This is a genomic window from Amycolatopsis sp. Hca4 (assembly GCF_013364075.1).
GTDB lineage: Bacteria > Actinomycetota > Actinomycetes > Mycobacteriales > Pseudonocardiaceae > Amycolatopsis.
The window spans coordinates 6,482,232-6,508,817 of record NZ_CP054925.1 but is presented as its reverse complement, the minus strand read 5'-3'; the positions used below and the strand labels follow the sequence as shown (position 1 = coordinate 6,508,817).

General features: G+C 71.1%; 30 protein-coding genes and 1 pseudogene. 9 read left to right on the top strand and 22 right to left on the bottom strand.

Features of this window, described 5'->3' with window-relative positions; translation table 11 throughout:
* Window positions 1–32 precede the first annotated feature (32 nt).
* Both HUT10_RS29120 and HUT10_RS29115 read right to left on the bottom strand, forming a co-directional pair.
* Window positions 33–1,529: an aldehyde dehydrogenase family protein gene (locus HUT10_RS29120; RefSeq protein WP_176174118.1), complete on the bottom strand. Its 1,497-nt coding sequence runs from the start codon at window positions 1,527–1,529 to the stop codon at window positions 33–35.
* A gap of 33 nt (window positions 1,530–1,562) precedes the next feature.
* Window positions 1,563–2,702: an MFS transporter gene (locus tag HUT10_RS29115; protein WP_176174117.1), complete on the bottom strand. Its 1,140-nt coding sequence runs from the start codon at window positions 2,700–2,702 to the stop codon at window positions 1,563–1,565.
* A gap of 61 nt (window positions 2,703–2,763) precedes the next feature.
* Between HUT10_RS29115 and HUT10_RS29110 the strand changes: the two genes are divergently transcribed.
* Window positions 2,764–3,696, top strand: a complete 933-nt coding sequence (locus HUT10_RS29110) for a DUF5937 family protein (RefSeq protein WP_176174116.1) — start codon at window positions 2,764–2,766, stop codon at window positions 3,694–3,696.
* Window positions 3,697–3,946: 250 nt separating this feature from the next.
* On the opposite strand, the gene HUT10_RS29105 is transcribed toward HUT10_RS29110, so the two are convergent.
* The gene (locus HUT10_RS29105; RefSeq protein ID WP_176174115.1) at window positions 3,947–4,300 is read right to left on the bottom strand and encodes a hypothetical protein; all 354 of its coding nucleotides are present in this window, start codon (window positions 4,298–4,300) and stop codon (window positions 3,947–3,949) included.
* A gap of 30 nt (window positions 4,301–4,330) precedes the next feature.
* Entirely contained in the window at window positions 4,331–4,840 is a 510-nt protein-coding gene (locus HUT10_RS29100; RefSeq protein WP_176174114.1) for a hypothetical protein, read from the bottom strand.
* A gap of 253 nt (window positions 4,841–5,093) precedes the next feature.
* On the opposite strand from HUT10_RS29100, the gene HUT10_RS29095 reads away from it, so the two are divergent.
* Window positions 5,094–5,729, top strand: coding sequence for an MBL fold metallo-hydrolase (locus tag HUT10_RS29095; RefSeq protein WP_176174113.1), 636 nt, complete (start codon window positions 5,094–5,096; stop codon window positions 5,727–5,729).
* Window positions 5,730–5,734: 5 nt separating this feature from the next.
* Here HUT10_RS29095 and HUT10_RS29090 read toward each other — a convergent pair whose 3' ends face one another.
* The 3 genes from HUT10_RS29090 to HUT10_RS29080 form a co-directional block, all read right to left on the bottom strand.
* A complete protein-coding gene (locus HUT10_RS29090; protein ID WP_176174112.1) occupies window positions 5,735–6,439 on the bottom strand; it encodes a DUF2334 domain-containing protein in 705 nt (234 codons plus the stop codon).
* 66 nt (window positions 6,440–6,505) lie between these two features.
* Window positions 6,506–6,997 (bottom strand): NADPH-dependent FMN reductase, encoded by a 492-nt coding sequence (locus tag HUT10_RS29085; RefSeq protein ID WP_176178068.1) that lies wholly within the window; start codon window positions 6,995–6,997, stop codon window positions 6,506–6,508.
* Window positions 6,891–7,895 (bottom strand): phosphoribosylaminoimidazolesuccinocarboxamide synthase, encoded by a 1,005-nt coding sequence (locus tag HUT10_RS29080; RefSeq protein ID WP_176174111.1) that lies wholly within the window; start codon window positions 7,893–7,895, stop codon window positions 6,891–6,893. Before HUT10_RS29080 ends, HUT10_RS29085 begins: the two co-directional genes overlap by 107 nt.
* 47 nt (window positions 7,896–7,942) lie before the next feature.
* Between HUT10_RS29080 and HUT10_RS29075 the strand changes: the two genes are divergently transcribed.
* On the top strand, window positions 7,943–8,749 hold the full coding sequence (locus tag HUT10_RS29075) for an S-adenosyl-l-methionine hydroxide adenosyltransferase family protein (RefSeq protein ID WP_176178067.1): 807 nt from the start codon (window positions 7,943–7,945) through the stop codon (window positions 8,747–8,749).
* Here the strand turns inward: HUT10_RS29075 and HUT10_RS29070 are convergent.
* The 9 genes from HUT10_RS29070 to HUT10_RS29030 all read right to left on the bottom strand — a co-directional run bounded on the left by HUT10_RS29070 (window position 8,632) and on the right by HUT10_RS29030 (window position 16,902).
* Window positions 8,632–9,513, bottom strand: a complete 882-nt coding sequence (locus HUT10_RS29070; RefSeq protein ID WP_176174110.1) for an MOSC domain-containing protein — start codon at window positions 9,511–9,513, stop codon at window positions 8,632–8,634. The two genes, HUT10_RS29075 and HUT10_RS29070, sit on opposite strands and share 118 nt — an antisense overlap.
* A 42-nt stretch (window positions 9,514–9,555) precedes the next feature.
* Window positions 9,556–10,296, bottom strand: a complete 741-nt coding sequence (locus HUT10_RS29065; protein WP_176174109.1) for an amino acid ABC transporter ATP-binding protein — start codon at window positions 10,294–10,296, stop codon at window positions 9,556–9,558.
* Window positions 10,293–11,057 (bottom strand): amino acid ABC transporter permease, encoded by a 765-nt coding sequence (locus HUT10_RS29060; RefSeq protein WP_176174108.1) that lies wholly within the window; start codon window positions 11,055–11,057, stop codon window positions 10,293–10,295. The genes HUT10_RS29065 and HUT10_RS29060 overlap by 4 nt, the downstream gene beginning before the upstream one ends.
* 6 nt (window positions 11,058–11,063) lie before the next feature.
* On the bottom strand, window positions 11,064–11,846 hold the full coding sequence (locus HUT10_RS29055) for an ABC transporter substrate-binding protein (protein ID WP_176174107.1): 783 nt from the start codon (window positions 11,844–11,846) through the stop codon (window positions 11,064–11,066).
* A gap of 7 nt (window positions 11,847–11,853) precedes the next feature.
* Window positions 11,854–12,618, bottom strand: coding sequence for an ABC transporter substrate-binding protein (locus HUT10_RS29050; protein WP_176174106.1), 765 nt, complete (start codon window positions 12,616–12,618; stop codon window positions 11,854–11,856).
* A 1-nt stretch (window position 12,619) separates the two neighbouring features.
* Window positions 12,620–13,438: an ABC transporter substrate-binding protein gene (locus tag HUT10_RS29045; protein ID WP_176174105.1), complete on the bottom strand. Its 819-nt coding sequence runs from the start codon at window positions 13,436–13,438 to the stop codon at window positions 12,620–12,622.
* A gap of 151 nt (window positions 13,439–13,589) precedes the next feature.
* On the bottom strand, window positions 13,590–15,017 hold the full coding sequence (gene purB / locus HUT10_RS29040; protein WP_176174104.1) for an adenylosuccinate lyase: 1,428 nt from the start codon (window positions 15,015–15,017) through the stop codon (window positions 13,590–13,592).
* Between the two features lie 46 nt (window positions 15,018–15,063).
* Window positions 15,064–16,209, bottom strand: a complete 1,146-nt coding sequence (gene dgoD / locus HUT10_RS29035) for a galactonate dehydratase (protein WP_176174103.1) — start codon at window positions 16,207–16,209, stop codon at window positions 15,064–15,066.
* Window positions 16,210–16,224: 15 nt separating this feature from the next.
* Complete coding sequence (locus HUT10_RS29030; RefSeq protein ID WP_176174102.1) at window positions 16,225–16,902, bottom strand: SDR family NAD(P)-dependent oxidoreductase; 678 nt, start codon at window positions 16,900–16,902, stop codon at window positions 16,225–16,227.
* Between the two features lie 64 nt (window positions 16,903–16,966).
* Between HUT10_RS29030 and HUT10_RS29025 the strand changes: the two genes are divergently transcribed.
* From HUT10_RS29025 to HUT10_RS29015, 3 genes are read left to right on the top strand one after another with little or no spacing between them, the layout of a single operon-like run.
* On the top strand, window positions 16,967–17,584 hold the full coding sequence (locus tag HUT10_RS29025) for a bifunctional 4-hydroxy-2-oxoglutarate aldolase/2-dehydro-3-deoxy-phosphogluconate aldolase (protein ID WP_176174101.1): 618 nt from the start codon (window positions 16,967–16,969) through the stop codon (window positions 17,582–17,584).
* Window positions 17,577–18,581, top strand: coding sequence for a beta-propeller fold lactonase family protein (locus HUT10_RS29020; RefSeq protein ID WP_176174100.1), 1,005 nt, complete (start codon window positions 17,577–17,579; stop codon window positions 18,579–18,581). Before HUT10_RS29025 ends, HUT10_RS29020 begins: the two co-directional genes overlap by 8 nt.
* A gap of 49 nt (window positions 18,582–18,630) precedes the next feature.
* The gene (locus HUT10_RS29015; RefSeq protein WP_176174099.1) at window positions 18,631–19,335 is read left to right on the top strand and encodes a FadR/GntR family transcriptional regulator; all 705 of its coding nucleotides are present in this window, start codon (window positions 18,631–18,633) and stop codon (window positions 19,333–19,335) included.
* Here HUT10_RS29015 and HUT10_RS29010 read toward each other — a convergent pair.
* From HUT10_RS29010 to HUT10_RS29000, 3 genes are read right to left on the bottom strand one after another with little or no spacing between them, the layout of a single operon-like run.
* Window positions 19,317–19,931 carry a TetR/AcrR family transcriptional regulator gene (locus HUT10_RS29010; RefSeq protein WP_176174098.1) on the bottom strand — a complete coding sequence of 205 codons (615 nt, stop codon included), beginning with the start codon at window positions 19,929–19,931 and terminating at the stop codon, window positions 19,317–19,319. The genes HUT10_RS29015 and HUT10_RS29010 overlap by 19 nt on opposite strands.
* A 34-nt stretch (window positions 19,932–19,965) precedes the next feature.
* Window positions 19,966–20,679: a hypothetical protein gene (locus tag HUT10_RS29005; protein ID WP_176174097.1), complete on the bottom strand. Its 714-nt coding sequence runs from the start codon at window positions 20,677–20,679 to the stop codon at window positions 19,966–19,968.
* A complete protein-coding gene (locus tag HUT10_RS29000; RefSeq protein ID WP_176174096.1) occupies window positions 20,672–21,181 on the bottom strand; it encodes a SigE family RNA polymerase sigma factor in 510 nt (169 codons plus the stop codon). The genes HUT10_RS29005 and HUT10_RS29000 overlap by 8 nt, the downstream gene beginning before the upstream one ends.
* Before the next feature lie 136 nt (window positions 21,182–21,317).
* On the opposite strand from HUT10_RS29000, the gene HUT10_RS28995 reads away from it, so the two are divergent.
* From HUT10_RS28995 to HUT10_RS28985, 3 genes are all read left to right on the top strand, one after another.
* A complete protein-coding gene (locus tag HUT10_RS28995) occupies window positions 21,318–22,340 on the top strand; it encodes a low specificity L-threonine aldolase (RefSeq protein WP_176174095.1) in 1,023 nt (340 codons plus the stop codon).
* 15 nt (window positions 22,341–22,355) lie between these two features.
* A complete protein-coding gene (locus HUT10_RS28990; protein WP_176174094.1) occupies window positions 22,356–22,934 on the top strand; it encodes an HAD family phosphatase in 579 nt (192 codons plus the stop codon).
* Between the two features lie 84 nt (window positions 22,935–23,018).
* Window positions 23,019–23,834 (top strand): SAM-dependent methyltransferase, encoded by an 816-nt coding sequence (locus HUT10_RS28985; RefSeq protein WP_176178066.1) that lies wholly within the window; start codon window positions 23,019–23,021, stop codon window positions 23,832–23,834.
* 4 nt (window positions 23,835–23,838) lie between these two features.
* On the opposite strand, the gene HUT10_RS28980 is transcribed toward HUT10_RS28985, so the two are convergent.
* The 3 genes and pseudogenes from HUT10_RS28980 to HUT10_RS28970 form a co-directional block, all read right to left on the bottom strand.
* Window positions 23,839–24,030: a hypothetical protein gene (locus HUT10_RS28980; protein ID WP_003096028.1), complete on the bottom strand. Its 192-nt coding sequence runs from the start codon at window positions 24,028–24,030 to the stop codon at window positions 23,839–23,841.
* Window positions 24,031–24,127: 97 nt separating this feature from the next.
* Window positions 24,128–25,309 carry a pyridoxal phosphate-dependent aminotransferase gene (locus HUT10_RS28975; protein ID WP_176174093.1) on the bottom strand — a complete coding sequence of 394 codons (1,182 nt, stop codon included), beginning with the start codon at window positions 25,307–25,309 and terminating at the stop codon, window positions 24,128–24,130.
* 9 nt (window positions 25,310–25,318) lie between these two features.
* Window positions 25,319–25,534, bottom strand: a pseudogene (locus HUT10_RS28970) (transglycosylase SLT domain-containing protein); the annotation flags it as partial.
* Window positions 25,535–26,586: the final 1,052 nt, after the last annotated feature.

Genomic DNA, 26,586 nt, shown 5'->3' with positions numbered 1-26,586 from the left:
CGGACCCGAGTTGTCCACAACCCCGGAGTAGCTCAACGCTTGCCGTGCAGAATCGTCACCAGCTTGGCGACCAGCGCGTCCGTTGATTCCTTGCGGTTGAACGATGTCAACGTCAGCGGGGCCGTGAACCGCTGTCGTGCGATGGCCTTCGTGCGGGCGAACTCGCGCAGGCCCTCCGGGCCGTGGATGCGGCCGAAGCCCGAGTCGCCCACGCCGCCGAAGGGCAGGGAGGCAATGCCCGCGAACGAGAGCGGTGCATTGATCGCCGTCATGCCCGTGCGCAGCTTCTCCGCCAGCTCCACTCCTCGTGACTTCGAGAACACCGTCGAGCCCAGGCCGTACTTCGTGTTGTTCGCGCGCTCGACCGCTTCGTCCATGTCGCGGACCTTCGCGATCGTCACCGTCGGGCCGAACGTCTCCTCCTTCACCGCCTCGGAATCCTCCGGGACGTCGATCAGGACCGTCGGCTGGGCGTAGCGGTCGCCCACCGCGTCCTCTCCTCCGAGGACCGCCTTGCCTCCGCGGGCCAGCGCGTCGTGGATGTGCCTCTTGATCACGCCCAGCTGGGACGGCATCGTCACCGGGCCGTACTGGGCGGCCTCGTCCGAACCCGCGCGGACGTCCTTCGACTTCTCGACCACCTTGGCCACGAACTCGTCGTGGACCTTCTCGTGCACGTACACCCGCTCGACGCCGATGCACGTCTGGCCCGAGTTCGAAAACGCGCCCCAGACCGTCGCGTCGGCTGCCGCGTCCAGGTCCGCGTCCGCGTCGACCAGGACCGGGTCCTTGCCGCCCGCCTCGATCACCACCGGGGTCAGCGTCTCGGCCGCCGCGGCCATGATGCGCTTGCCCGTCGCCGTCGAGCCGGTGAAGGCGATCTTGTCCACGCCCGAGGACACCAGCGCCGCGCCCGTCTCGCCGAAGCCGGTGATCAGCTGCAGCACCGGCTGCTCCGGGACGATCTCGGCGAACGCGTCGACCAGCCACTTGCCGACGCCCGGCGTGTACTCGCTCGGCTTGAACACCACCGCGTTGCCCGCCGCGAGCGCGTACGCGATCGAGCCGAGCGGGGTGAACACCGGGTAGTTCCACGGGCCGATCACGCCGACCACGCCCAGCGGCTGGTACTCCACCGTCGCCGCCTGGTTCGACATCAGCAACCCCGCGGACCGCTTCTGCTTGCCGAGCACCTTCTTCGCGTGCTTGCCCGCCCACGCGATGTGCTCGATGGCCAGGACGCTCTCCAGCTGCGCGTCGGCGATCGGCTTGCCGGTCTCGTCGCGGACCACCTGGCACAGCTGCGGCAGCCGCCGCGTCAGCACGCCCTTCCAGCCCCGGAGCCGCTCGGCGCGCCCGGCGAACCCGAGCCCCGCCCACCACTCCGCCGCGACGCGCGCCCGCTCGACGGCCGCCTTGACGTCCTCCGCGGTGTGGATCGGGTGGGTTCCGACCACCTCGTCGGTCGCCGGGCTGAGCGAGTCGAAGGTCTCGCCGACCGTCGTCGGCTTCGGCTGGACGGCAGTCATCGGCGTCTCCCGTGGGTCGAGGGTCAGCCCAGGTTACGAGGTTACTGACACGGTGCCAATAGCTCGCGCAGGCTTCCGCACCAGCATTCCACCGGCGATCGCCGCGGCAAAGACACCGAACAACGGCGTCACCCACAGCGGCAGGACGCCCACCGCGAGCGACCCGAGCCCGAAGCCGGCGGCCTGCACGGTGAAACTCAGCGAGAACCCCGCTGACCTGCGGTTCTTCGGCAGCACGCGCTGCAGGTTGACGGAGGTGGTGGCCACCAGTGGCCCGGTGCAGGCGCCGATCACGGCCACCGACGCGAGCAATCCCGGCCAGCCGAAATCCGCCGCGAGGGTGAGCCCGCCGGCGACGAACCCGGCGAGGAACAGCCGTGGGTCACCGGTCTTGCTCCGCCACGCGTAGAGCGCGCTGCCCGCGATGCTCGCTCCGCTCAGCACGGCGATCACCACGGGCGCGGTGGCCGCGGGCGCCCCGAGCCGCTGGACCAGCGGCAGTGGCGCCACTTCGATGGTCGAAAGCAGCAGCCCGACGGTGAACGCGCAGCACAGCCACGGCAGGTAGGTGCGCAGGCGGGGCGCCGGGAGGTCGTCGCCGGATTCCGCCCGACCGGGCTCACCCGGGCGGCGCGGGACGAGCAACGCCGCCGCCAGGCAGGCGGCGGCCATGACGGCGAGCGGGACGAGCGTGCCGGCCAGGTCGAGCAGCGCGACCAGCGCCGGGCCGCCGATGAGCACCCCTTCCATGAGCATCGCGTCCACCGAGATCGCCCGCGGCAGGAGCTCGTCGTCGACCGTGTCGGCCAGGAGCGTCCGGAAGCCGCCCGACAACGCCCCGCCCGCGATGCCGGGCAGCAGGACGAGCGCGACGAGGACAGGGGCGGGAGCGTCGGCGGCCAGCGCCAGCACGGCGTACCCGACGGCGGTCAGGAGCAGCAGCACGGTCAAGCCCCGTGCAGGGCCGACGCGGTCGAGCAGCCGCCCGACCGGCACCGCGCACACCATCTCGGTAGCGACGTAGACCGACATCAGCACGCCGCCCAGCCGGTACGAACCGGTCGTGGCGGTGGTCAGCAGGGTGAACGCGAGCGGCGCCATGGTCCCCGGGAGCCGGGCCGCCTGGACGCCGGCCGACCAGCGCCAGTACGCGCGATGGGTGAACAACGACATGCCGTCACGCTCTCCCGGAGCGCGTCCGCGGCATACTGATTCGGGTGAGAGCGAATCAGTCGTGATCGAGCTGGCCCTGACCGCGGCCGGGAGCCAGCGCGTCCGCTTCGCGATATCGCCGTTGGAGGAGGTGCTGGGCGCGGTCCAGACGCTGCTCGGCATCCGGCGGCACCCGGCGCCCCCGCCGTGGCTCGCCGGCCTGCCCGACGTGCCCGAGCTGACGGCCGTGCTGAGCGCGCGGCACTACATCACCGAGTTCCTGAGCCCGCCGCCCGACGGCCCCGAGACGACCGCCGAGGCGCAGCTCGAGGTGGTCCGCGCGACGCCGCCGGAGCAGGTGGCGTTGGAGCTGGGGATGGTCGACGCGGACCTGTCCGGCCTGCCGGCCGACCCGGCGGCGGCGCGCGACCTGCTCGCCGGGCAGCTCGCGACGGTGTGGGAGACGTTGCTGGCCCCGGAGTGGCCGCGCCTGCGCGAGCTGCTCGCGGCGGACATCGCGCACCGGGCGCGCCAGCTGGGCTCGGGCGGGCTGGCGGCGATGCTGGCCGAACTGCACCCCCGCGTCCGCCTCTCGGGGACGTCGGTGCTGGTCGACGTCCGGGCTCGCGAACGGCTTTCGATCGACTCGCGCGGGCTGCTGCTGATCCCGGCGGTGTTCGCGTGGCCGAACGTCGGGGTCGTGACGGTGCCGCCGTGGCAGGTTTCGCTGCTCTACCCGGCTCGCGGGGTGGCTTCGCTGTGGGCCTCGTCGGCCACGCCGCCGGAGCCGCTGGCCGAGGTGCTCGGCCGGACGCGGGCGTTGCTGCTGACAACCCTCGACCGCCCGGCGGCGACGACCGAACTGGCCCGGCGCCACGGCCTGGCGGCGGCGACGGTTTCGGCGCACCTCACGGCGTTGCGCGGGGCGGGGCTGCTGGCTTCGGAGCGGCGTGGGCACCGGGTGCTCTACCGGCGGACGGAGCTGGGAGACGCGTTGCTGGCCGGGAAGATTTGAGCGATTGGTCTCCATTACGCTACCCAAAGTGAAGTGGTCCTGACTAAGCGCTTACTGCGGTACTCACTCCATTGTGTTAACCTCGCACGCAAGAGGAATAACTCGTCGCTGCGTGCGATACTGTTTGGTTGCGCTCAATCGTGGCATGCAGTGTTTTCCGACAATAACGGGATACAGATCAAGGATGAAGATGATTCACAATGGTGGCGAAGGCGGCGACACGTAAGTCCGCCCGCGGTGGGACTCCCCGTCACCTGCGGTGGATCAGTTTCGGCTCTTTGAGGTCGAGGCGCATCCCCACGCGGCGGCGTGGCGGGATGTTCTTCGCCACCAGCAACACCGTCGTCGAGGTGCCGCCGGCACGCTTCGGCTCGAGCGAGTACTCGTCCTGCCCGCGGGTCAGCCCGATGACGTCACAGGCCACCTCGCTGCCCTCGGGCAACTGAACGCTGTATTCCAGGTAATCGATCGCGCACGCGAACTTGAGAGCGAATTCATCAGGCCTCCGCTCCTTCATCAGGGGCGCACACTTTCCCGGCCACTCCTTCTCGATCACCATCACGATCTCGTCGCCCAGCCGGGCTGGACTTCCGAAATGCGACACGATTTCCAGCCTGCCGTCGTTCAGCCAGGTTTAGGTCACATCCCAGCGCGTGCCCCCTATTCCGTCGACCCCGAACGACTTCACCTTCACTTTCACCTTGCGGCGCGCCTTGTCGGACTGGATCCATCCCGCTCCCGTTCGAATGGCGAAGAAGTCGAGCAGATCACATTCCACGATCGCCTTGACGGTGATCACCTCGCTTGCGTCGCCGTTGGCCCGCACCGCGGCCGACTCGACCCAGCTGGCGATCCTCCACGAGTGCCCGTGCCGCTCCTTGAGGACTGTGCAGTAGTACTGGAGCAACCGGCGGTCGAGTTCCGTTCGTGACCGCCATTCCACCCGGTTCGCGATCAGAAGGATGTACAACCCGATGATCCCGAGCAGCACCGCAACGATTGCCCCTGCCTTTATCGCCGAGTTTCCCAGCAACGCACTGAGCAGCCCACCGAACGCAAGTATTCCCAGCACGCCTTCCACCAGACCGACAATGCCGGTGTAGATGACATAGTCTCGGAGCCAGCCGAGGAAGCTCTTCAGCATCGGGCGCCCACTTCTTTGTGACGACGGGTACCGGACGCTCAAGAATAAGTCATAACAGCATCTCCCAGGAAAGTTGCTCCTTCTGAGTGGACAAATACGTGACACTTCCGGAAAACTTAAACCGAGCGTCACCGCGCCCGCCGATCCGCCTTCGGCAGCCGAGGCGCGACCCGGCGATGGCCACCGAGCGTGTTGGCGAGCTGCCGACAACGCGCCTAGGCTGGGATCGACCACCCGTGAAGGAGAACCACCGATGCGTATCGTCCATTTCGGACACGCCTGCCTGTTGCTGGAGACCGGTTCCGAGCGGATCCTGATCGATCCCGGCACCTTCTCCACCGGCTTCGAGGGTGAGCGGGAGCTGTCCGCCGTGCTGGTCACGCACCAGCACTTCGACCACCTCGACGTCGAACGGCTGCCGAAGGTCCTCGAGGCCAACCCCGGCGCGAAGCTGATCGTCGATCCCGGGTCCGCCCCCGAAGTGCGCAAGCTCGGGCTGGAGTTCGACATCGCCGACGTCGGGGACGCCTTCGCCGTCGGGGACACCTCGATCAAGGCCGTCGGCGGGGAGCACGCCGTCATCCACTCCGACATCCCCGTCATCCCGAACATCGGGTACGTCTTCGACGACGGCGCCTTCTTCCACCCCGGCGACTCGTTCTTCGTGCCCGAGCAGCAGATCGACGTCCTCGGGCTGCCCACCGGCGCCCCGTGGCTGAAGGCCGGGGAGGCCGTCGACTACCTGCGGGCCGTGGCGCCGCGGGTGGCCGTGCCGATCCACGAAGCCGTGCTCGCCAACCCCGCCATGCACTACGGCTTGTTCGGGAACCTCGCTCCCGAAGGCACCGAGGTCAAGGTGCTCGACCGGGGCGAGCCGGCGAAGTTCTAGCCGGGTCAGGCCGGGACTGCGCGCAGCGAACCGTAGGTGGCGCCGAACGCCCGGTTCTCCAGTGCGACGTCCACCGCGTCGAGCAGCGCCTGGCGGAGGCCGGGGCGGGTCAGGTCCGGGGCTTCCACCCCCAGCCGGACCAGGCCGCCCCGGCGGGCCGAACGCGCCGCCGCCAGCACCAGTGCGAAGCAGCGCACCGTCTCCGTGCGGTGCGACTGGCTGGTGAACTCCTGGACCCGCGCGCGGCGCACCTCGCCGGTCACCAGGTCGCGGACCGCGCCGAGGTCCGCGCACAGCCGGAAACCGTGCTCGGCCAGCGCCTGCAGCGTGCCCTGTGACGCGATCCAGCGCGGCGGCGCGAAGCCGTCGACCGTCAGCCCGGCACTGTCCAGCGCGGCCCGCGCGGCGATCAGCCGCAGGCGTGCCTCGTGGGCCGGCAACGTCGCGAACTCCGCGCGCTTGCCCAGGTACACCGTGCGGTGCGTGGGCGTGACGGTGTGGTCGTAACCGTGCAGCAGCACGGAATCACCGCGGCGGGCGCGGGTGCGCACCCACTCCGTCACCGGGCCTTCGCCGGTGCGGGCGGCGTACAGCAGGGACAGGGGCACCTTGCGGCGGTCGAGCTCGGCCGCGAGGTCGGCGCAGCGGTGCAGCGTGCGCGGGGTGATTCCCGACAGCGAAACCAGCAAGCGAGCGTCCACGACCACCATTGGCCCGCACGCGTCTGAAACTCCCGTGAACTGCGCAGAACGGGCGGGCGACCGTTGCCGGAAGGGTCAGACACCCTCACGCAGGCGCTGCACGGCCACCGCGATCCGCCCGCGCAGATCGGGGTCGGCGACCTGGCCGTCGGCGACGTCGGCCCGGGACACCGGGATCCGCGCGCAGGCCTCGTCGACGATCTTCGCGCCCGCGTACGTCAGGACCTTCCGCAGCGAGTCGTGGGCGTCCCGGCCGCCGGTCGGCGCCGCGATCGAGGACGCGTTGATCCACGCCACCGGCTTGCCGTACAGCTCGCCGCCGCCGACCGTCCAGTCGAGGAGGTTCTTGAACGAGCCCGGCAGCCCGCCGGCGTACTCCGGCGTGCAGAACAGGACCGCGTCAGCCTCCTCGATCGCCGCCCGCAGCGCCGCGACCTCGGGGTGCAGCGGGTCCCGGTCGTCATCGGGGTTGAAGTGCGGCAGGTCGGCGAGGCCGGTGTACGTCCGGCTCGCGGTGAGGGTCGCGGCGGTCCCCAGGACCGCCGCATTGCCCGAGCCGGCTCGCAGGCTGCCGCAGATCAGCAGGATCACGAGGCCAGTCTGCCAGCGAAAGCCCGGTGATGCGGTGGTACGCCTCGACGTAGCGGTCGCGCGTGGCCGTCACCACCTCGGGCGGCAACGGCGGCAGCGGGGACACGCAGTCCCAGCCGGAGGCCGGGTCCACCAGCCAGTCGCGCACGTGCTGCTTGTCGAACGACGGCTGCGGGACGCCGGGCTGGTGCCCGTCGGCGAGCCAGTAGCGCGCCGAATCCGGCGTCAGCAGCTCGTCCGCGAGCACCAGGCGGCCGTCACGGCCGATGCCGAACTCGAACTTCGTGTCGGCCAGCAGCAGGCCCTGCTCCGCCGCGCGGGCCGCGCCCCGGCGGTACAGCTCCAGCGACGCCTCCCGGACCTCCTCGGCGAGCGCGCGGCCGAGCGTCGCGACGCACGTGTCGAAGTCGATGTTTTCGTCCTTCTCCCCGCGACGCGCCTTGGTCGACGGCGTGAAGATCGGCTCGGGCAGCCGCGCCGACTCGGCGAGACCGGGCGGCAGCGTCAGCCCGCACACCCGTCCTGACCTGCGGTAATCGGAGTACCCGCGGCCGGTGAGGTAACCGCGGACGACCGCCTCCACCGGCAGCATGTCGAGCTTCTCGACCAGCAGCGCGCGGCCGCGGACGGCCTCGGGGATGCGAGGGTCTTCGCAGGCCACGAGGTGGTTCGGGAGGACGTCGGCGAGCTCGCGGAACCAGAACACGCTCATCGCGGTGAGCACGCGGCCCTTGCCGGGGACCGAGGTGGGGAAGACGTGTTCGAAGGCGGAGATGCGGTCGGAGGCGACGACCAGCAGGTGGTCGTCGCCCACAGCGTAGAGGTCACGGACCTTGCCCGTGGCGAGCCGTGGCAGGGTGGGGAGGGGTGTCACGCGCTGAACCCTAACGGGCACCCTCCGCCACCATGGATGATGCTCGCATGGCGTACGACTGGATTTCGGTGACCACCGATTACGGCCTGCGCGACGGCTTCGTGGCGGCCTGCCACGGCGTGATCGCGCGGCTGGCGCCCGCGGTGCGGGTGATCGACGTGACCCACGAAGTGCCACCTCAGGACATCCGCCACGGGGCGATGGCCCTCGCCCAGACCGTCCCTTACCTGCCGGAATCGGTGCACGTCGCGGTGGTCGACCCCGGCGTCGGCACCGATCGGCTCGGCGTGGTCGTGGTCGCGGAGGACGGCCTGCTGGTCGGGCCGGACAACGGCCTGCTGCTGCCGGCCGCGCAGGCGCTGGGCGGGGTCCGGGCGGCCTACGAGCTCGCCGAGCCGTCGCTGCGGCTGCCGGCGACGTCGGCGACCTTCCACGGCCGGGACGTCTTCGCGCCCGCGGCCGCGCACCTCGCCCTGGGCGTCGCCCCGGCGGACTTCGGCGACCCGGTGGCGGACCTGGTCGCGATGCCGGAGCCGTTCGTGGCCGCGTTCCCCGGCAAGCTGGTCTCGGAGGTGCTGACGGTCGACCACTTCGGCAACGTCCAACTGGCCGCGACCCCGGCGGACCTCGAGCTCTCGGGCCTTTCGGGCGCGGTTTCCGTGCACAGCGAGCGCGTGGCGGTGACGACGGTGCTCGGGCGGACCTTCGCCGACGTGCCCGCCGGCGCTTCGGTGCTCTACACGGACTCGGCGGGCCGGCTCGCCGTCGCCGTGAACGGCGGCTCGGCGGCGGCCGTGCTCGGGCTCGGGCCGGCCCAGGAGTGCACGATCACCTCGTCGCCGACGGCGACCTGACCCGGCCGCAGCACCGCGGCTTTCATGCCGAAGACGACGCCGCCCTGCGGGTCACGCCGGTAGGTCGCGAGGGTGCGGATCGGCTCGGGACCGTCCTTCACGCCGGTTTCCTGGTCGACCATGGGGACCGCGCACCGGACGCACCTCTCGGCGTAACCGATCCGCGCGGTGCCGGCGGTCAGTTCACGGGCCTCGTCTTCGCGGTGGGGTTCGGCCCAGCCGGCGAGCACGATGTTGGGCCGGAAGCGGTCCATCGGCACCGGTTCGCCCTGCCCGGCGGCGATCCGCTCGTTGAGATTGTCCAAAGAGGACTCCGAGGCGAGCAGCAGGGCGTGCGCGTCGCCGAAGGCGGCCAGGCCGGGGAACACCCCGCCGCTGGCCCGGTGGTGGTCCGGCGTCACGCCGATCAGCTCGGCCGGGCGGCCGAGCAGGTCCGACAACCACTCGGCGGCCCGGGGATCCTGCCGGACGCCTTCGCCGTGCCAGCTGAGCATCGACACGGGGCGCCGCGGGCCGTCGCGCCGGATGTCGAAGACGATCTCTTCGCGGCCGGGCGCCGACAGCGCCAGCCGGTCACCGAGCACCCGCGGCCGGACGACCGCCATGACCGGGTGCGGCCGCTGGGTGAGGACGTCCCCGTCCGGGGAGATGACCTGGAAGACCCGGTCGCCCGCGAGCCCGGTGCCGGTCACCTCGGCGGACGGCACGTCGATGCCCGCGCAGGACTTGACCGGGTAGTACGTCAGCCGAGCGATTCTCGCCATCTCCGCAGGCTACCCGGGCGGCCGCCGCCGAAGCGTCTCCTTTCAGAGGACCTGGGAGAGGAACCGCTGCAGGCGCGGACTCTGCGGCTCGTCGAAGATCTCCGCCGGCGGGCCCTGCTCGACGATGCGGCCCGCGTCCATGAACGCCACCTCGTCGGCGACACTGCGGGCGAACCCCATCTCGTGCGTCACCACGATCAAGGTCAGCCCGCGGGAGGCGAGCCCCGCCATCAGGTTCAGCACGCCCTTGACCAGCTCCGGGTCCAGTGCGCTCGTCGCCTCGTCGAAGAGCATCACCTCGGGGTCCATCGCCAGGGCCCTGGCGATCGCCACGCGCTGCTGCTGGCCGCCCGACAACGCGCTCGGGCGGTACGGTGCCTTGTCCGCCAGGCCGACGTCCGCCAAGCGAGCCCGGGCGATCGCCGAGGCCTCCTCCTTGCTCAGCTTCTTCACGCTGCGCAGTGGCAGCACGATGTTGTCCAGCACGCTCCGGTGGCCGAAGAGGTTGAAGTGCTGGAACACCATGCCGACGCGCTGGCGCAGCACGTCCGGGTCGGCCTTGATCACCGATTCGCCGTCGAGCAGCAGGTCGCCGGAATCGGGCTCCTGCAAGCGGTTCACGCAGCGCAGGAGCGTCGACTTGCCGGAGCCGGACGGCCCGATGATGCACGTCGTCTTGCCGCTCTCCACGCGGAGGTCGACCCCGCGCAGGACTTCGAGCGTGCCGAAGCTGACGTGGATGTCCTTCAGTTCCACACTGGACGAACGCACCGCCGTCGTCACGAGGGGACCTTTCCGCTGGCGACCAGGTCCAGCTCGTCGCCGTCGCCCGGCTCGTCGACGCGCACCTTGCGGCCGGTCCGGAGCTTCTTGTCGATGTAGTTGACCAGGTGCGTCAGCGGCACGGTGATCACCAGGAAGAACACACCCGCGGCGACCAGCGGCGACAGGTTCCCCGTGTTCGCCGCGAGGTCCTGGCCGATCCGGAACAGCTCGCGCTGCCCGGACAGCAGGCCGAGCACGTAGACCAGGCTGGAGTCCTTGACCAGCGCGATGAACTGGTTCACCAGCGCCGGCAGCACCCGCCGGACGCCCTGCGGGATGATCACCAGCAGCATCGACTTGGTGTAGCTCATCCCGAGCGCCCGGCTGGCCTCCATCTGCCCCTTGTCGACGCTCTGGATGCCGGACCGGAAGATCTCGCCGATGTAGGCGGCGGCGATCAGCGACAGCGCGAGGATGCCCATCGGGTACGGGTTCGTGCCGACGACGTCCCGCGCGAGCGTGCCGAGACCCTGGCCGATCAGCAGGATCGTCAGGATCGCCGGCAGCCCGCGGAAGATGTCGGTGTACACCCGCGCCGGCCAGCGCAGCCACCATTTGGTGGACAGCCCCATCACGGCCAGGACCATGCCGACCACGGTGCCGATCAGCGCCGACGACACCGACAGGATCAGCGTGTTCAGCAGACCGGTCTTCAGCAGATCCGGCAGGACCTGCGAAATGTAGTCCCAGTTCAGGAAAGTATTGACAAAGTCGTCCATTGTGGACTACTGCCCCGCCTTGAACTCGGCGGGCACCGGCGCGGTGGGCTCGAACTGGTCGTGCACCTTGACCCAGGTGCCGTCGGCGATGACCTTCTTCAGGCCGTCGTTGATCTTGTTGATCAGGTCGGTGTTGCCCTTCTTGAAGGCGAACCCGTGCGGGATGGTCGTGGTGATCGCCTTGGTCACCTTGAGCTTCGCGTCCGGGTTGTTCTTCGCGTAGTCCTCGGCGGTCGCCTGGTCGAACACCGCGCCGTCGATCGCGCCGGTCTTGAGCGCGTTGAGGGCGGCGGCGTCGTTCGGGAACCGGACGGCCTGCGCGGTCGGGGCGTTCGTACCGAGCCAGGTGTCCGACACCGTGCCCTGGACGACGCCGACCCGCTTGCCCGCCAGGGAGTTCTCGTCGGTGATGCCGGCGGTCTCCTTGGCCTCGATGCCGAGGGCCTGGTAGTTGTACGGCGCCGAGAAGTCGACGGTCTTCTTGCGGGCGTCGGTCTGGGAAATCGCCGAGCTGCCGATGTCGAACGTGCCGTTCGCGACCTGGCCGAGCAGCGCCGAGAACTCGGTCGCGGCGAACTCCAGCTTCAGCCCTTCCTTGGCCGCGATGGCCTTGAGCAGCTCGTTGTCGAAGCCGGTGTAGTTGCCGTTCTCCTGGTAGGCATTCGGCTTCGAGTCGCTCAACGTGCCGACGCGCAGCGTCTTCTCGCCGCCGCTGTCCGAGCCGCCGCCGCACGCCGTGAGCGCGGCCAGCAGGGTCGCGGTCAGCGCCGTGACCAGTGTCTTCCTCATGCTTCTCCTAACCCTGGAACCCGGCCGGCACCGGAGCGGTCGGCAGGAACTGCTGGTGCAGCTTAAGCCAGGTCCCGTCGGAGATCACCTGCTTGAGCCCGTCGTTGATCTTGCCGAGCAGCTCGGCGTTGCCCTTCTTCACCGCGAACCCGTGCGGGACGTCCGTGACGAAGCTCTTGACGACGACCAGCTTGGCGTCCGGGTTGTCGGTGACGTTCTTCTCGGCGATGGACTGGTCCAGGATGTAGGCGTCCACCGCGCCGCTCTTCAGCGCGGTCAGCGCGGCGGCGTAGTCCGGGAAGCGCACGGCCTGGGCGTCCGGCACCGTGCTGCCCAGCCAGTGGTCGCCGACGGTCGCCTGGATGACGGCGACGCGCTTGCCGGCCAGGCCCTTCTCGTCGGTGACCGGCGTGCCCTGCTTGGCCTGGATGCTCATCGTCTCGAAGTCGTAGGCCGCGGAGAAGTCGACCGTCTTCTTGCGCTCGTCGGTCTGCGCGATCGCCGAGCTGGCGATGTCGTAGCGGCCCGACGCGACCTGCCCGAGCAGCGCGGAGAAGTCGGTCGCGGCGAACTCCAGCTTCAGGTTCTGTTTGGCCGCGATGGCCTTGAGCAGCTCGTTGTCGAAGCCGGTGTAGTTGCCGCCGGAGAGGTAGATGTTCGGCGGCGCGTCGCTGAGCGTGCCCACGCGCAGCGTCGAGGAAGCGCTGTCCGAGCTGCCGCAGGCGGTCAGCGTGAGAGCCGCGGCCAGCACGGTGACGATCAGCTTCTTCATGTCACGCCCCCAGGTTCCTGACGGGCAGGCCGGGGCCGCCCTGCTGCAGTTCCTTGGACAACGGGGTGTTCTTGTAGAACTGCCCGTAGATCCGCGCGACCGTGCCGTCCGCGACCGCCTTCGCCAGGCCGTCGTTCAGCTTGTTCAGCAGGTCGGTGTTCTTCTTGGCCACCGCGAACGCCGACGGGGTGTCCTTGTCCTCGACGGTGTACCCCAGTTCCAGCGGGACACCCGGGTTCTGGTCCAGGTACTTCTGCCCGATGTCCTGCGGGACGACCCAGCCGTCCAGCGTGCCGTTCTTCAGCTGCGCGAAGCCGGCGTTGTAGTCCGGGAAGCGGACGACCTGGGCGCCGGCGACCTTGCCCGCGAACTCGTCCTGCACCGAGCCCTGGACCACGCCGAGCCGCTTGCCGCCCAGTGCGGCGACCTCCTTGAGGTTCGCCCCCTTGGCCGTGACGATCGTGGTGAAGCCGGTGTTGTAGCCGTTGGAGAAGGCGACCGTCTTCTTGCGGGCCTCGGTGCTGGAGATCGTCGAGCTGCCGATGTCGAACTTGCCGCCCGCGACCCCGGCGAGCAGGCTGGAGAACTCGGTGCCGACGAACTCCACCTCGAAGCCCTCACGCTTCGCGATGTCCCGCAGCAGCTCGTTGTCGTAGCCGGTGAACCGGCCGTTTTCCAGGTAGATCGACGGCGGGGCGTCGCTCAGCGTCCCGACGCGCAGGGTGGTCGCCCCCGCGTCGGAACCTCCGCAGGCGGCCAAGGTCAACGTCAGCGCGCCCGCGGACACGGCCGCGGCGATCTTCGACAGCGTGGATCTCATCGCTTCTTCCAGAGGTTGGCGCGCCCAGGGCGCGAGGAAAGCACGTCAGGTCACTGGGTAAACGTCCTGACGCTCCGGTTTCGTGCGATCGAGATTAGGGATTTCGCCCGTTCGTGTGGATTCGTTCCAGTCCGTGGACTCGTGCGTCAGCTCACAGGATCGGCTGCGGCACGTACCCCGCGGCCTCGGGGAACCGCTCGAGGACCTCGGCGACGCGCTCGGCCACCTGCGTGACCTGCCGCCCGGCCGTCCCGGTGAACGAGATCCGGTCGGCGAGGAGTTTGTCCAGCTCACCGCGGTCGAGCGGGATGCGCTCGTCGGCGGCGAACCGGTCGAGGAGGTCGTTGTCGGCGCGGCCTTCGCGCATCTCGAGCGCGACGGCGACGGCGTGCTCCTTGATCGCTTCGTGCGCCGTCTCACGTCCGACGCCGGCGCGGACCGAGGCCATGAGCACCTTCGTCGTGGTCAGGAACGGCAGATAGCGGTCAAGCTCACGCTCGATCACCGCCGGGAAGGCGCCGAACTCGGCGAGCACCGTGAGGAAGGTCTCCAGCAGGCCGTCGAGCGCGAAGAAGGCGTCCGGCAGCGCGACCCGGCGGACGACGGAGTCGGAGACGTCACCCTCGTTCCACTGGTCGCCGGCCAGCTCGCCGATCATCGACAGGTAGCCGCGCAGCACGACGGCGAGGCCGTTGACGCGCTCGCACGAGCGGGTGTTCATCTTGTGCGGCATGGCGGACGAGCCGACCTGGCCGGGCTTGAAGCCCTCGGTGACCAGCTCGTGGCCCGCCATCAGCCGGATCGTCTTGGCCAGGCTGGACGGCGCCGCGGCGAGCTGGACCACAGTGGACAGCACGTCGAAGTCGAGCGAGCGCGGGTACACCTGGCCGACGCTGACGAACCGCCGGTTGAAGCCGAGGTGCTGCGTCACGCGGTCTTCCAGCTGGTCCAAAGTGGACTCGTCGCCGAGCAGGTCGAGCATGTCCTGCGCGGTGCCGACCGGGCCCTTGATGCCGCGCAGCGGGTAGCGCTCGATGAGGTTGTCGAGCCGCTCGAAGGCGACCAGCAGCTCGTCGGCCGCCGTGGCGAAGCGCTTGCCGAGGGTGGTGGCCTGCGCGGCGACGTTGTGCGAGCGCCCGGCCATGACGGTGTCGGCGTGCTCGACGGCGAGGGCGGCCAGCCGGGCGAGCACGGTGGCGACGCGCGTGCGGACCAGCTCCAGCGACCGGAGCAGCTGCAGCTGCTCGACGTTCTCCGTGAGGTCGCGCGAGGTCATGCCCTTGTGGATGTGTTCATGGCCGGCGAGGTCGCTGAACTCCTCGATCCGCGCCTTCACGTCGTGGCGGGTGACGCGCTCGCGGGCCGCGATCGAGTCCAGCCGCACGTCTTCGAGCACGCGCTCGTAGGCCTCGACGACGCCGTCCGGCACCTCGACGCCGAGGTCCTTCTGCGCCTTGAGCACGGCGAGCCACAGCTGCCGTTCCAGGACGACCTTCTGCTCCGGCGACCAGAGCGAGACCAGCTCCGCCGAGGCGTAGCGGGCGGCGAGCACGTTCGGAATGCGGGGCTTGTCCGTCACGCCTTCACCCTACCTGCGCAGGTCAGCGCGGTAGTGGTCCGGGGTTTCACCACTCGGCGAAGCTCCCGTCGTCGTGCCGCCACACCGGTGAGCGCCAGGTGTGCCCGAGCTCGTCGGCGCGGCGCACGGCGGCTTCGTCGACCTCGATGCCGAGGCCGGGCCCGAGCGGGCGGGCCGCGTAGCCGTCCCGGAAGGCGAAGACCGACGGGTCGGCGAGGTACTCGTGCTCGCGACCCTCGTGGTAGTGCATGCCCAGGCTTTGTTCCTGGATCAGGAAGTTCGGCGTCGCGAAGGCGACCTGCAGCGACGCCGCCAGCGAAATCGGGCCGAGCGGGCAGTGCGGCGCCAGCGAAGCGCCGTAGACCTCGGCCAGCGCCCCGATCCGCCGCAGCTCCGAGATGCCACCGGCGTGCGACGGGTCGGGCTGGACCACCGCGACGCCGGCGTCGAGCACCGGCTTGAACTCCCAGCGCGAGTAGAGCCGCTCGCCGAGCGCGATCGGCACGGTGGACGCCTCGACGACCGAGCGCAGCGCGTCACCCTGGAGCTCCGGCAGCACCGGCTCCTCGACGAACATCGGCTGCACGTCCTCCAGCAGCCGCACGAGCCGGCGCGCCATCGCGGGCGAGACGCGGCCGTGGAAGTCGATGGCGAGGTCGCGGTGCGGGCCCAGCGCCTCCCGCGCTTCCCACGCACGGGCCACCGCCGCGTCGGTCTCGGCCGGGGACGCGATCGCCGTCAGCGGCCCGGCGACGTTCATCTTCACCGCGGTGAACCCGGCCTCGACCTGCGCGGCCACCGCTTCGCGGATGCCGGCCGGGCGGTCGCCGCCGACCCAGCTGTAGACCCGGACGCGGTCGCGGACCGGCCCGCCGAGCAGCTCGTGCACCGGCGCGTCGCGGACCTTGCCCGCGATGTCCCACAGCGCCTGGTCGTAGCCGGCCAGCGCGCTGGAGAGCACCGGGCCACCGCGGTAGAAACCGCCGCGCCGCAACACCTGCCAGTGGTCCTCGATGCGCAGCGGGTCCTGGCCGACGAGCAGCTCGGAGAGCTCGTGCACGGCCGCGCGGACGGTCTCCGCGCGGCCCTCGACCACCGGCTCGCCCCAGCCGCTGATCCCCTCGTCCGTGCTGACCTTGACGAACAGCCAGCGCGGGGCGACCAGGAACGTCTCGACGGCGGTGATCTTCACGCGGGTGCCCCGTTTCTACGCGGAATCCTTGGCGGCGGACCAGCCGCCGTCGACGGTCAGCTCGGCCCCGGTGACGAACGACGCGGCGGCCGAGAGCAGGAACGCGATCACGTCCGCGACCTCCTCCGGCCGGCCGAGCCGGCCGGCAGGCGTCGCCCGCGCGCTGCGTTCGCGGTCTTCGGGCGGGATGCGGTCCCATGCCTGGGTGAGCACGGGCCCCGGCAGCACGGAGTTCACCCGCACCTCGGGGGCGTACTCGACGGCCAGCTGCCGGGCGAGCGCGACGAGCGCGCCCTTGCTGGCTGCGTAGGCCGGGTGACCCGGCAGGCCGAAGTGCGCGTGCACCGAAGAGACGAGGACGATCGCGCCCCGCCGTTCCCGCAGCGACGGCAGGCACGCCTTCACCGCGAGGTAGGTGCCGGTCAGGTTGACGTCGAGCTGGCGCTGCCACTCGGCGAGGCCGAGCTCGTGCAGCGGCCCGGTGCTGGGGGTGTAGGCGTTGCTGACCAGTGCGTCCACTTCGCCGATGCCGGCCCAGGTCGCTTCGTCGCTCACCGAACCGCGGATCGGCGTGACCCCTTCGGGCAGTTCGGCGACATCGACGCCCAGCACGCGGTAGCCGTCGTCGACGAGCTTCCGCGCGGTCGCCGCCCCGATCCCGGACGCCGCTCCGGTCACCACCGCTGTCGGCATCGCCGCTCCCTTCCCGAAGCCAGAATAAATCCTAATTTAAGAACTGCCAAGGTAACCTGGGGTTATGAGCTACCGGTGGGAGATCATGGCCGAGACGGTGCGCCAGGGAGTCGTCGGAATCGTGCGCACGCACGACGCGGAGTCCGCGGTGGAGGCCGCCCGCGCGGCCCTCGAAGCCGGATTGCGCTCGATCGAGCTGCCGCTGACGAACCCCGGTGCGCTCGACGCGATCTCCGGGCTCGCGGCCGCGTACCCGGAGGCGACGATCGGGGCGGGCACGGTGCTCGACGAGACGTCCGCGGTGCTGGCGATCCGCGCGGGCGCCCGGTTCCTGGTGTCGCCTTCGGTGGACGCCGCGGTGATCCGGACCGCGCACCGGTACGGCGCGGCGGCCCTGCCGGGCGCCGGTTCGGTGACCGAAATCGTGCGCGCGCTGGAGGAAGGCGCCGACGCGGTGAAGGTGTTCCCGGCGGCGGCGCTGGGCCCGTCGTGGGTGGCGGACGTGCGGGCCGCGCTGCCGCAGGCGCCCTTGGTACCCACCGGCGGCATCGGCCCCGAGGACGTGCCAGGCTGGCTCTCGGCGGGTGCGGTCGCCTGCGGGATCGGCTCGGCGCTGACCCGCGGCACCGCCGCGGAGATCGCCGCCCGGGTCGAGACGCTGTTGAGGAGCGCGCATGGCTGAGCTGGTCTTCGTCGGGTGCTACACCGGCGACGCGGGGAACGGCACCGGGATCACCACGCTCTCGCGGTCCCCGTCCGGCTCACTGCGCGAAGTGGCTTCGCTGCCGCTGGAATCGCCGTCGTGGCTGGTGCGCCACCCGGCGTTGCCGGTGCTGTACGCGGCCAACGAGACCGCGGACGGCGGCGTGACGGCGCTGGCCATCGAGCCGTCGGGCCGGCTTTCGGTGCTGGGCACGGCGGAGACGGGCGGCGCGCACCCGTGCCACCTGGCGGTGACGCCGGACGGCCGGTTCCTGTTGTGCGCCAACTACACCGGCGGCAGCGTGGCGGTGTTCTCGCTGTCCGAGTCCGGCGCGCTGGTGTCGCGGACGGCGTTGGTGCAGCACAGCGGCAGCGGCCCGGTCACCGACCGCCAGGAGGCCGCGCACGTCCACATGGCCGTCCCCTCCGAGGACGGATCCGTGGTGAGCGCGGTCGACCTCGGCACCGACGAAATCCGCAGCTACACGCTGACGCCGTCGGGTTCCCTCGAACCGCTCGCGGTGTCGTCGCTGCCGCCGGGGACGGGACCGCGCCAGCTGGTGCGCCGTCCGGGCACGGACCTGGCGTACGTGGTCGGCGAGCTGGCCGGGACGCTGGTGACGGTCCGCGAGAAGGCCCCGGGCGCGTTCGAGGTGGTCGCGTCGACGCCGTCGACGCTGTCGCCGGTGCAGCCGAACCTGGTGGCCCACCTGGAACTCGCCGACTCGCGGATGTACGTGTCGAACCGGGGCCCGGACTGCGTGACGGAGTTCGCCCTGGACGAGGCGGCGGCGGTGGCGGACCAGCCGTGCGGCAAGAACCCGCGGCACTTCGCGCTGGTGGACGGGACCTGTTACGTGGCGGCGCAGTCCGAGGACGCGATCACGGCGTTCACCCTGACCGCGTCCGGCGAGGCGGAACTGCGGTACTACCCGACGGGGTCGCCGACGTTCGTGCTGCCGGTTTCCCTGCCGTGATCCGGCATCCATAATGCGGTCAACACCCGCCGGCTGAGAGGGCCCTCCATTGACCGAACACCGGCCACGCGGGTTGCACGGCCAGACCGTCGAGGCGCTGGCCAGCCGGATCCTCTCCGACGAGTGGGGCGAGGGCACCGTCCTGGACCTGCCCGCGCTGCGCGAAGAGCTCGACATCAGCCTCACCGCGCTGCGCGAAGCCCTGAAGGTCCTGGCCGCCAAGGGCATGATCGACGCCCGGCAGAAGCGGGGCACCTTCGTCCAGCCGCGCGAGAAGTGGAACATGCTCGACGCCGACGTCATGCGCTGGCAGACCGCGGCCGCCGACGATCCCGGGCTGCTCGACGAGCTCACCGAGGTGCGGGCGGTCGTCGAGCCCGCCGCCGCCCGGATCGCGGCCGTGCGGGCGACCGAGGAAGACGTCGAGGCGCTGCGGGAGGCGCTCGACGACATGGCCGTCGCCGGGGCCGATCCGGAGGCCAGCGTCCAGGCCGACCTCGCCTTCCACCGGCGGCTGATGGCGGCCACGCACAACAACTTCCTGGTGCGGATGGAACGGATCATCGCGATCGGGCTCGCCGAGCGCGACAAGGTCGTGCACGGCGCCTCGACCGCGGAGGACCCGGTGCCGAGTCACCGGAAGGTGGTCGACGCGATCGTCGCGGGCGACCCGGCCGCCGCCGAGCAGGCCATGCTCGCCCTGGTCACCAAGGCCCAGGACGACCTGGAGAAGGCTCAGCGCACGCGGTCCTGACCGGCCGGCTCCAGCGCCGCCTGCAGCATCCGGGCCGCCGCCGCGCGGGGCTCCGGGTCGATCGCGATCAGTGCGTTGACGACCGCGCCGTCGACCAGCGCGACCAGCCGCTCCAGCTCGGTCGCGGAGACCGGCGTGCCCGAGCGGGCGAAGATCTCCGTCAGCAGCTCGTTGAGCTGGGCCGACAGCGTCCGCATCAACGGCCGCAGGTACGGGCGGCGGCCGGTCGCGACCAGCCGCTCGTACCGCAGGAGGACGGCTTCGGCGTCGGCCGCCGGGTCACCGCTCTCCGGGCCGAGCAGCATGTCCAGCACCAGGTCGACGGTCGCCTGCACGCCGCGGTTGCGGGTGGCGAGCTCCTCCAGCCGGGCGCGGCCGGTGGCCAGCTCGGCGTTCGAGTGGTGCTCGACGGCCGCCGTGACCAGGTCTTCCAGCGAGTCGAAGTAGTAGGTCGTCGACGCGAGCGGCAGGCCGGCCCGCTCGGCGACGGCCCGGTGCCGCACGGCGTCGAACCCGCCCTCGACGAGCAGTTTCGCGGCGGCCTCGACGAGCGCGGCGCGCCGTCGCTCCCCCTTCGGGGTGGTCGCAGCGGTCATGGCCGGTCATTCTGCCAACCGGGCGGCCCGGGGCTCAGAAGCGGGGCGCGAGAGCGCGCGCGAACCGGTCCACCTCGCCCGCGTAGGGTGCCGCCGTTCCCGCCGAAGGCACGCTGACCAGCACCAGCACCCCGCCGGACGCGGTGGCGGCCCGGGCCGTGACCGCACCGGCCGGCTGGGACTTGAAGACCTCCGGGATGCCCTTCGGGTACACCGCCGCGGCGACTTCGCCGCCCGGGACCGGGAACCCGGCGGACCGGGCCACCGTCGAACAGGCGCCGCCCGGGACGGCCTGGGTGTCGGAGACGTGGCCAGGGAGCTCGCCAGCGAGGGCGATGGCGAGCTCCCTGTCCACCTGTTCGCACCCGGAGGCGCCTTCGGCCAGCTGGCCGGTCTTCCCGTCCCCGGCACCCCCCTGCTGAGGTGGCTGGGACGAGAAGTTCGGTGACTCCCCACCGACTTCAGGACGCATCGGGCCGTCCCCTGGTTGCACGACGCCGGGTCCGGAGTGCACGGGCACGGCGTTGTCGGCCGCGGTCAGCGACTTCGGCAGGCTCCCGGACAGCTGGCCGTACACGCCGAACCCGGCGACGACCAGCACCGCGGCACTCACCCCGCCCGCGATCCGGTTGCGGCGCCGGGCGGTCTGGCGGCGGGATTCGCGGACGACGTCACCCTGGCTGAACGACGGTTCGGGGGTGTCCCCGGGCGCGGCGGAGAACAACGAGCGCAGCTCCTGCTCATCCATTGGTCTCCACCTCCCGTTCGAGGACCTGCCTCAGGTTCGCCAGCCCGCGGGCGGTCTGGCTCTTGACGTTGCCTTCGCTGCAGCCCAGCGCCTGCGCCGCGCCGGTCACGTCGAGCCCTTCGAAGAACCGCATGACCAGCACCGCCCGCTGCTTGGGCGGCACTTCCTTCAGCGCCGCGAGCAGGTCTTCCCTGGTCGCGACCAGGTCGTCGAGACCCGGTGTGTCGTCGGCGGGCTCCGGCAGCGTCTCGGTCTGCCACTCGCGCCGCCACGGGCGCCGTGACTCGTCGATCGACGCCCGGACGAGCGTCTTGCGGACGTACGCGTCGGTCGCCGCGCGATCCCTGATCTTCTTCCACCTCCGGTGCAGTGCCACGAACGCCGTCTGCGCGAGGTCGTCCGCGCGGTGCCAGTCGCCGCAGAGCATGTACGCGGTCCGGCGCACGGCGTCCCGCCTGGCGGCGAAGTACTCCGCGAACTCCTGCTCGTCGCGCTGGTCCACGCGCAGTCGTGCTCCGCTCAGTCGTCGTCCGGCCGGTAGGACGGAATCAGGGGCGTCCACGGTTGCACGGACCGGGCGGGTTCGACCACTCAAGGGCGCATTGATCCCCTTCCGGTCGGTGTGATGTGATCGCAACGTGACCTTCGCCCCGCCTGTCCTGGACTTCCGTTCCGACACCGTCACCCGGCCGGATGACACGATGCGGGCGGCGATGGCCTCCGCCGAGGTCGGGGACAACGTCCTCGAACGCGACCCCACGGTCGCCGTGCTGGAGGAGCGGGCCGCGCACGTCCTGGGCATGCAGGCCGCGCTCTGGGTGCCGAGCGGGACGATGGCCAACCTGATCGCGCTGAGCCTGCACCTGCAGCGCGGCGACCGGTTCCTCGCCACCCGCGGTGCGCACGTGCTGGCCAACGAGCTGGGCTCGGCCGCGTGGCTGGCCGGCGGCATGCCCGACATCCTCGAGCACGACGGCGGCCCGGGCCGTCCCTCGCCCGACGCCCTCGCAGCCGCGATCGGACAACCCGGGCCGTACTTCACATTACGGACATCGCTGCTCTGCCTGGAGAACACCCACAACGCGGCCGGCGGCGCGGTGACGCCGCCCGACGAGCACGCCCAGCTGCTGTCGGTCGCCAAGGAAGCGGGCCTGACCGTGCACCTCGACGGCGCCCGGCTGTGGCAGGCCGCGGTCGCGCTCGAAGTGCCGCCCGCCGCGCTGACCGTCGGCGTCGACACCGTGTCGGCCTGCTTCAGCAAGGGCCTCGGCGCGCCGGTGGGTTCGGTCGTCGCGGGCAGCGCGGCGTTCGTCGAGCGGGCCCGCCGGATGCGGCAGATGCTCGGCGGCGGCGTCCGGCAGGGCGGCGTACTGGCCGCGGCCTGCCTGGTCGCGCTCGACCGCGTCCCCGAGCTGGCCGAGTCGCACGAGAACGCCCAGCGGCTCGCCGACGGCCTGCGCGAATACGGCTGGCCCACCAACGCGCCGGACACCAACATCGTGCTCGCCCAGGTCCCCGACATCCCGACCGCACTGGCCTGGCTGGACTCGCTCGGCGTCCGCGCGGTGCCGATGGCGGGCAAGGTCCGGTTCGTCACCCACCGGGACCTGAGCGCGACCGACGTCGAAGAAGCCCTGCGCCGGATCAAGACCGGCGCCTGAGAACCCGGGGGACCGATGAACTGGATCGTGTTCGACTACGGCGACGTGCTGAGCAAGCCGAGCGCCGCCCTGCCCGACCTGGCCACGGCGATGGGCGCGCCGCTGCCGGAGTTCCTCGAGGCGTACTGGGAGTACCGCATCCCGTACGACGCCGGCAGCACCCCGCTCGAGTACTGGCAGGCGGTCGGCGACGCCGTCGGCGCACCGGTCGACGAAGCGCTGTCGGCCGAGCTGACCCGCATCGACGTCGAGGGCTGGGGCCACCTGGAGCCGTCGTCGGCCGCGCTGCTCGAAGCCCTCTCCGAGGCGGGCGCGAACCTGGCGCTGCTCTCGAACGCGCCGGTCGCCTTCGGCGAGTGGGTCCGCGCGCAGGACTGGGCGCGGCACTTCCGCGTCACGCTGTTCTCGGGCGACGTCCGCTGCGTCAAGCCGGACGCGAAGATCTTCCGCCTGCTGCTGGACGAACTCGGCGCCGAGCCCGCCGACTGCCTGTTCTTCGACGACCGCGAGTCCAATGTGGACGGCGCGCGGGCGGTCGGCATCCGTGCCCACGTGTGGAACGGCGCCGACGCGGCCCGTGCGTGGCTCGACTGACACTCACCCGCACCGCACGGTCGCCTACCGGCCGTGATCCCGATGACCTAGGCTGGGCGTCCCCACACTCCCCGGTAGGTGTCCATGGCGCTGAGCGAACGACCGTCGGCCAACGTCGACTTCGAGCGGCCGAGCCTCGCGCGGGTCACCGACGCGCTGCTGGGCGGGCAGAACCACTACGAGCCCGACCGGGCCGTCCTGCGGCAGCTGCTGGCGATCGCGCCGGAAGCCCCGGCCATGGCGCGGGAAGTGCGGCAGTGGCAGGTGCGCGCCGTCCGCTACCTGACCGAGCGGTTGGGCGTCGACCAGTTCCTCGACCTCGGCTCCGGCTTCCCGGCCGCGGAGAACACCCACCAGGTCGCGCAGAAGTACAACCCGGAGGCGCACGTCGTCTACGTCGGCGACGACCCGGTGGTCGAGGCGCACAGCCGCGCCTTGCTCGTCGACAACGACTTCACGCACGTCTGCGGCACCGACCCGCTGAACCCCGGCGAGACGATCGCCGGGGTCACGCGGTTCATCGACTTCGACCGGCCCGCCGGGCTCGTACTCAGCGGGGTCGTCGACCACATCGCCGACCTCCAGCAGGCGCAGCAGGTCGTCAAGTCCTACGTCGGCGCATTGGCGCCGGGCTCGTACCTGCTCCTGCTGCACCAGCACAACCCGGGCGACGGCTCCGACGCAGCCGACGTCGCGAACGCCATGCAGGACCGCTTCGGCCGCATCGGGCTCGACACGCTCTACCGGCCGCGCGAGGAGATCACGTCGTTCTTCGACGGCCTCGACCTGCTCGAGCCCGGGCTGACCGCACCGCACCTGTGGTGGCCGGACGGGCCGCGCCTCGCGCCGCTGACGCCGGTCAACTGGACGGCGCTGGGCGGCGTGGCGCGGATCCCCTAGCGCCTCAGTAGCGGTTGATCCGCCGCGGGTCCTTCTTGCCGCCGGTGATCGCCTTGTAGCCGGCCGCGCCGAGGAAGGCGATGCCGCCGATGATGGCGATCCACAGGACGGCCTTGAACACGAAGCCGATCACGGCGCCCAGCACCATGAACGCCACCCAGGCGACGATCAGGCCGCCGACGATCTTCCAGAACATGGCTCCTCCGACTCTTCCCCGTGGCCCCACCGGCCCGATGACTCCACAGTGCCACCTGACGCGGTGAAACTCCCCTCGGCGAGCCAACGTTCGGGGTTTATTCAGGGTTCCCCCTGGCCAGCCAGTCCCCGAGGCGCCGGACCCCTTCGTCGATGTCCTCGGCGCTGCCGGCGAAGGAGAACCGCACGTACTTCCCGCCGTCGACCGGGTCGAAGTCGACGCCGGGGGTGATGGCGAGCCCGGTGTCGGCGAGCAGCCGCTGGCACCAGCTCAGGCTGTCGTGCGTGTACGCGCTGACGTCGGCGTACGCGTAGAAGGCCCCGTCGGCCGGGGCGAGCTTGCCGAGCCCGATCCGCTGCAGGCCGGCGAAGAGGCGATCGCGGTTGGCGCGGTACCGCTCGACGTGCGCGTCGGCTTCCGCGTACGCCTCGGGCGTGAACGCGGCGAGGGCGGCGTACTGCGAGACCGCGGGCGGGCAGATGGTGAAGTTGCCGGTCAGGACGTCGATCGCGCGGTGCAGCCGCTGCGGGGCGAGCATCCAGCCGAGCCGCCAGCCGGTCATCGCGAAGTACTTCGAGAAGCTGCCCAGCACGATCGGCTCGCGGCCGTACTGCCACGCGCAGTCGAGCTCGGCACCGTAGGAGATGCCGTGGTAGATCTCGTCGCTGATCAGCTGGACGCCGTGGGAGGAGCACCAGCCGGTGATGGCGGCGAGCTCGCCGGGCGGCAGCACGGTGCCGGTGGGGTTGCTCGGGCTGGCGACGATCACGCCGTCGATCGGGCCGAGCTCGTCGAGCAGCTTTGTGGTCGGCTGGAAGTTGGTTTCCGCGGTGGTGGCGAACTCGACGACCTCGCAGCCGAGGACGGAGAGCAGGTTGCGGTAGGCGGGGTAGCCGGGCCGCGCCATGGCGACCTTGGCACCGGGGTCGAAGGCGCTGAGGAAGGCGAGCAGGAACCCGCCGGACGACCCGGTGGTCAGGACGACGTCGTGCGCTTGGACGTCGACGTCGTACCGCTTCCGGTAGTGCCCGGCGACGGCCTCGCGCAGCTCGGGGATGCCGAGCTGCTCGGTGTACCCGAGGGTGTTGTTCCGAAGGGCTTTTTGCGCGGCCTCTCGCACCGGTTCCGGCGCCGGAGCGGACGGCTGCCCGGCCGCGAGCGACACGAGATCACCGTGACTGCGCTGCCGGGCACCGGCCGCGGAGAGGACGTCCATGACGTGGAAGGGCGGCACGCCGGCCCGCAGCGCGGGACCGGCGAAAGCTCCGAGGTCGGCCATGGGGCCAGGCTAGTAGCCGCGGTAGGCACCACCGTGGGCCATGGCCTTGATGCCGGGCACGTTGTCGAGGCTGCCGTACCGGTCGAAGGAGTACCGGACCCCGGCGATGATGTTGTCGACCGGGTTGTAGATGTTGTCGTGGCCGGGCAGCTTGTGGGCGTTGAACGTGGAGTCGATGCACTGCATGAGCCCCTTGGACGGGTGCCCGGCGGCCGCATTGGAATTGCCGGTCAGGAAGAGGTGATCACCTTCCTGGGCCGTCCACGTGCCCAGCTCCGTGGTCACGCACCAGACGTCACCCCGCCCGGCGGCTTCCTTCTTCAGGAAGGCGCCGGTGACGATCGGGTTGTTCAGGTGCACGGCGAATTCCGGCTGCCAGGTCTCCGGCTGGTCCTTCCGCGCCACGGGAAGCACCCGGGGCCGGGCTCCGGACAGGTAACCGGCCAGCGCGATGGCGTCGAGGACGGCACCGGGTGCCTGGTAGATGACGACCTGCGGCTGCGAATAACCCGGCCGCAGGTACCGCGTGCCCTCGGCGTCGGTGATGGCTTCGAGCCACGCCTCGCGCTGTTCGCCGGACATGGCCAGCACCTGAGCGACCGCGTCGGAGCGGGGATGCCCGGCGCGCGCCAGCAGGTCCTGGGCGTAGTCGTGGTCCAGCCGGAACTGGTGCCGGGGCCCGCAGCCTCCCCGGTCGTCGACGTACAGCGCGTGCGGCACGCCGTCGAGGAGCTTCCGGAGCTTCGCCACCATCTCGGGCTTCGACTGCGCGATGGACATGGTCGGGCGGTGCCGGCGCGAATCGACGTGACCGTCCCCGGCGATCCACCCGAGGATGGCCGCTTCGGCAACGCTGATGTCCAGCGACGATTCGGTCGCGGCCGGCGCGGCGAGGAGGATCCGATCGCGCGACCGGACCTCCTCGGTGGTGACGAAACCGGCCTCGGTCGCGTAGTGGTGCTCCTGCTTCGGCGAAGTGAAGCCGTGCTTCTTGCGCCGGTGCACCGCGACGCCGTTGGCCGGCTGCTGCGCCGCCCGCGGCTCCCACCCGCACTCCGGGCAGACCACCGGCAGATCGGTGCGGCCGGCACTGACCCGCGGGAGGTTGAGCCAGCGGTGGTTGGGGGTGGTGGTCGCCTGCCACCGCGAGTTGAGCATCCGGACCAGCTCGGCGTCTTCGTGGTGGACGACCCGCGTGATCCGCGTCCACTCGCTGCACCCGGTCGCCGGGTTGTAGCCGATCGTCTCGTCGCCGACCTCGACCGCGTCGTGCTTCA

Excerpts from the sequence above, each read along its gene's own strand:
- HUT10_RS29120 (WP_176174118.1), bottom strand. The coding sequence starts at position 1,529 with ATGACTGCCGTCCAGCCGAAGCCGACGACGGTCGGCGAGACCTTCGAC.
- HUT10_RS29115 (WP_176174117.1), bottom strand. The coding sequence starts at position 2,702 with ATGTCGTTGTTCACCCATCGCGCGTACTGGCGCTGGTCGGCCGGCGTC.
- HUT10_RS29100 (WP_176174114.1), bottom strand. The coding sequence starts at position 4,840 with ATGCTGAAGAGCTTCCTCGGCTGGCTCCGAGACTATGTCATCTACACC.
- HUT10_RS29095 (WP_176174113.1), top strand. The coding sequence starts at position 5,094 with ATGCGTATCGTCCATTTCGGACACGCCTGCCTGTTGCTGGAGACCGGT.
- HUT10_RS29090 (WP_176174112.1), bottom strand. The coding sequence starts at position 6,439 with ATGGTGGTCGTGGACGCTCGCTTGCTGGTTTCGCTGTCGGGAATCACC.
- HUT10_RS29075 (WP_176178067.1), top strand. The coding sequence starts at position 7,943 with ATGGCGTACGACTGGATTTCGGTGACCACCGATTACGGCCTGCGCGAC.
- HUT10_RS29070 (WP_176174110.1), bottom strand. The coding sequence starts at position 9,513 with ATGGCGAGAATCGCTCGGCTGACGTACTACCCGGTCAAGTCCTGCGCG.
- HUT10_RS29060 (WP_176174108.1), bottom strand. The coding sequence starts at position 11,057 with ATGGACGACTTTGTCAATACTTTCCTGAACTGGGACTACATTTCGCAG.
- HUT10_RS29055 (WP_176174107.1), bottom strand. The coding sequence starts at position 11,846 with ATGAGGAAGACACTGGTCACGGCGCTGACCGCGACCCTGCTGGCCGCG.
- HUT10_RS29050 (WP_176174106.1), bottom strand. The coding sequence starts at position 12,618 with ATGAAGAAGCTGATCGTCACCGTGCTGGCCGCGGCTCTCACGCTGACC.
- HUT10_RS29045 (WP_176174105.1), bottom strand. The coding sequence starts at position 13,438 with ATGAGATCCACGCTGTCGAAGATCGCCGCGGCCGTGTCCGCGGGCGCG.
- HUT10_RS29030 (WP_176174102.1), bottom strand. The coding sequence starts at position 16,902 with ATGCCGACAGCGGTGGTGACCGGAGCGGCGTCCGGGATCGGGGCGGCG.
- HUT10_RS29025 (WP_176174101.1), top strand. The coding sequence starts at position 16,967 with ATGAGCTACCGGTGGGAGATCATGGCCGAGACGGTGCGCCAGGGAGTC.
- HUT10_RS29020 (WP_176174100.1), top strand. The coding sequence starts at position 17,577 with ATGGCTGAGCTGGTCTTCGTCGGGTGCTACACCGGCGACGCGGGGAAC.
- HUT10_RS29010 (WP_176174098.1), bottom strand. The coding sequence starts at position 19,931 with ATGACCGCTGCGACCACCCCGAAGGGGGAGCGACGGCGCGCCGCGCTC.
- HUT10_RS29005 (WP_176174097.1), bottom strand. The coding sequence starts at position 20,679 with ATGGATGAGCAGGAGCTGCGCTCGTTGTTCTCCGCCGCGCCCGGGGAC.
- HUT10_RS28990 (WP_176174094.1), top strand. The coding sequence starts at position 22,356 with ATGAACTGGATCGTGTTCGACTACGGCGACGTGCTGAGCAAGCCGAGC.
- HUT10_RS28985 (WP_176178066.1), top strand. The coding sequence starts at position 23,019 with ATGGCGCTGAGCGAACGACCGTCGGCCAACGTCGACTTCGAGCGGCCG.
- HUT10_RS28980 (WP_003096028.1), bottom strand. The coding sequence starts at position 24,030 with ATGTTCTGGAAGATCGTCGGCGGCCTGATCGTCGCCTGGGTGGCGTTC.
- HUT10_RS28975 (WP_176174093.1), bottom strand. The coding sequence starts at position 25,309 with ATGGCCGACCTCGGAGCTTTCGCCGGTCCCGCGCTGCGGGCCGGCGTG.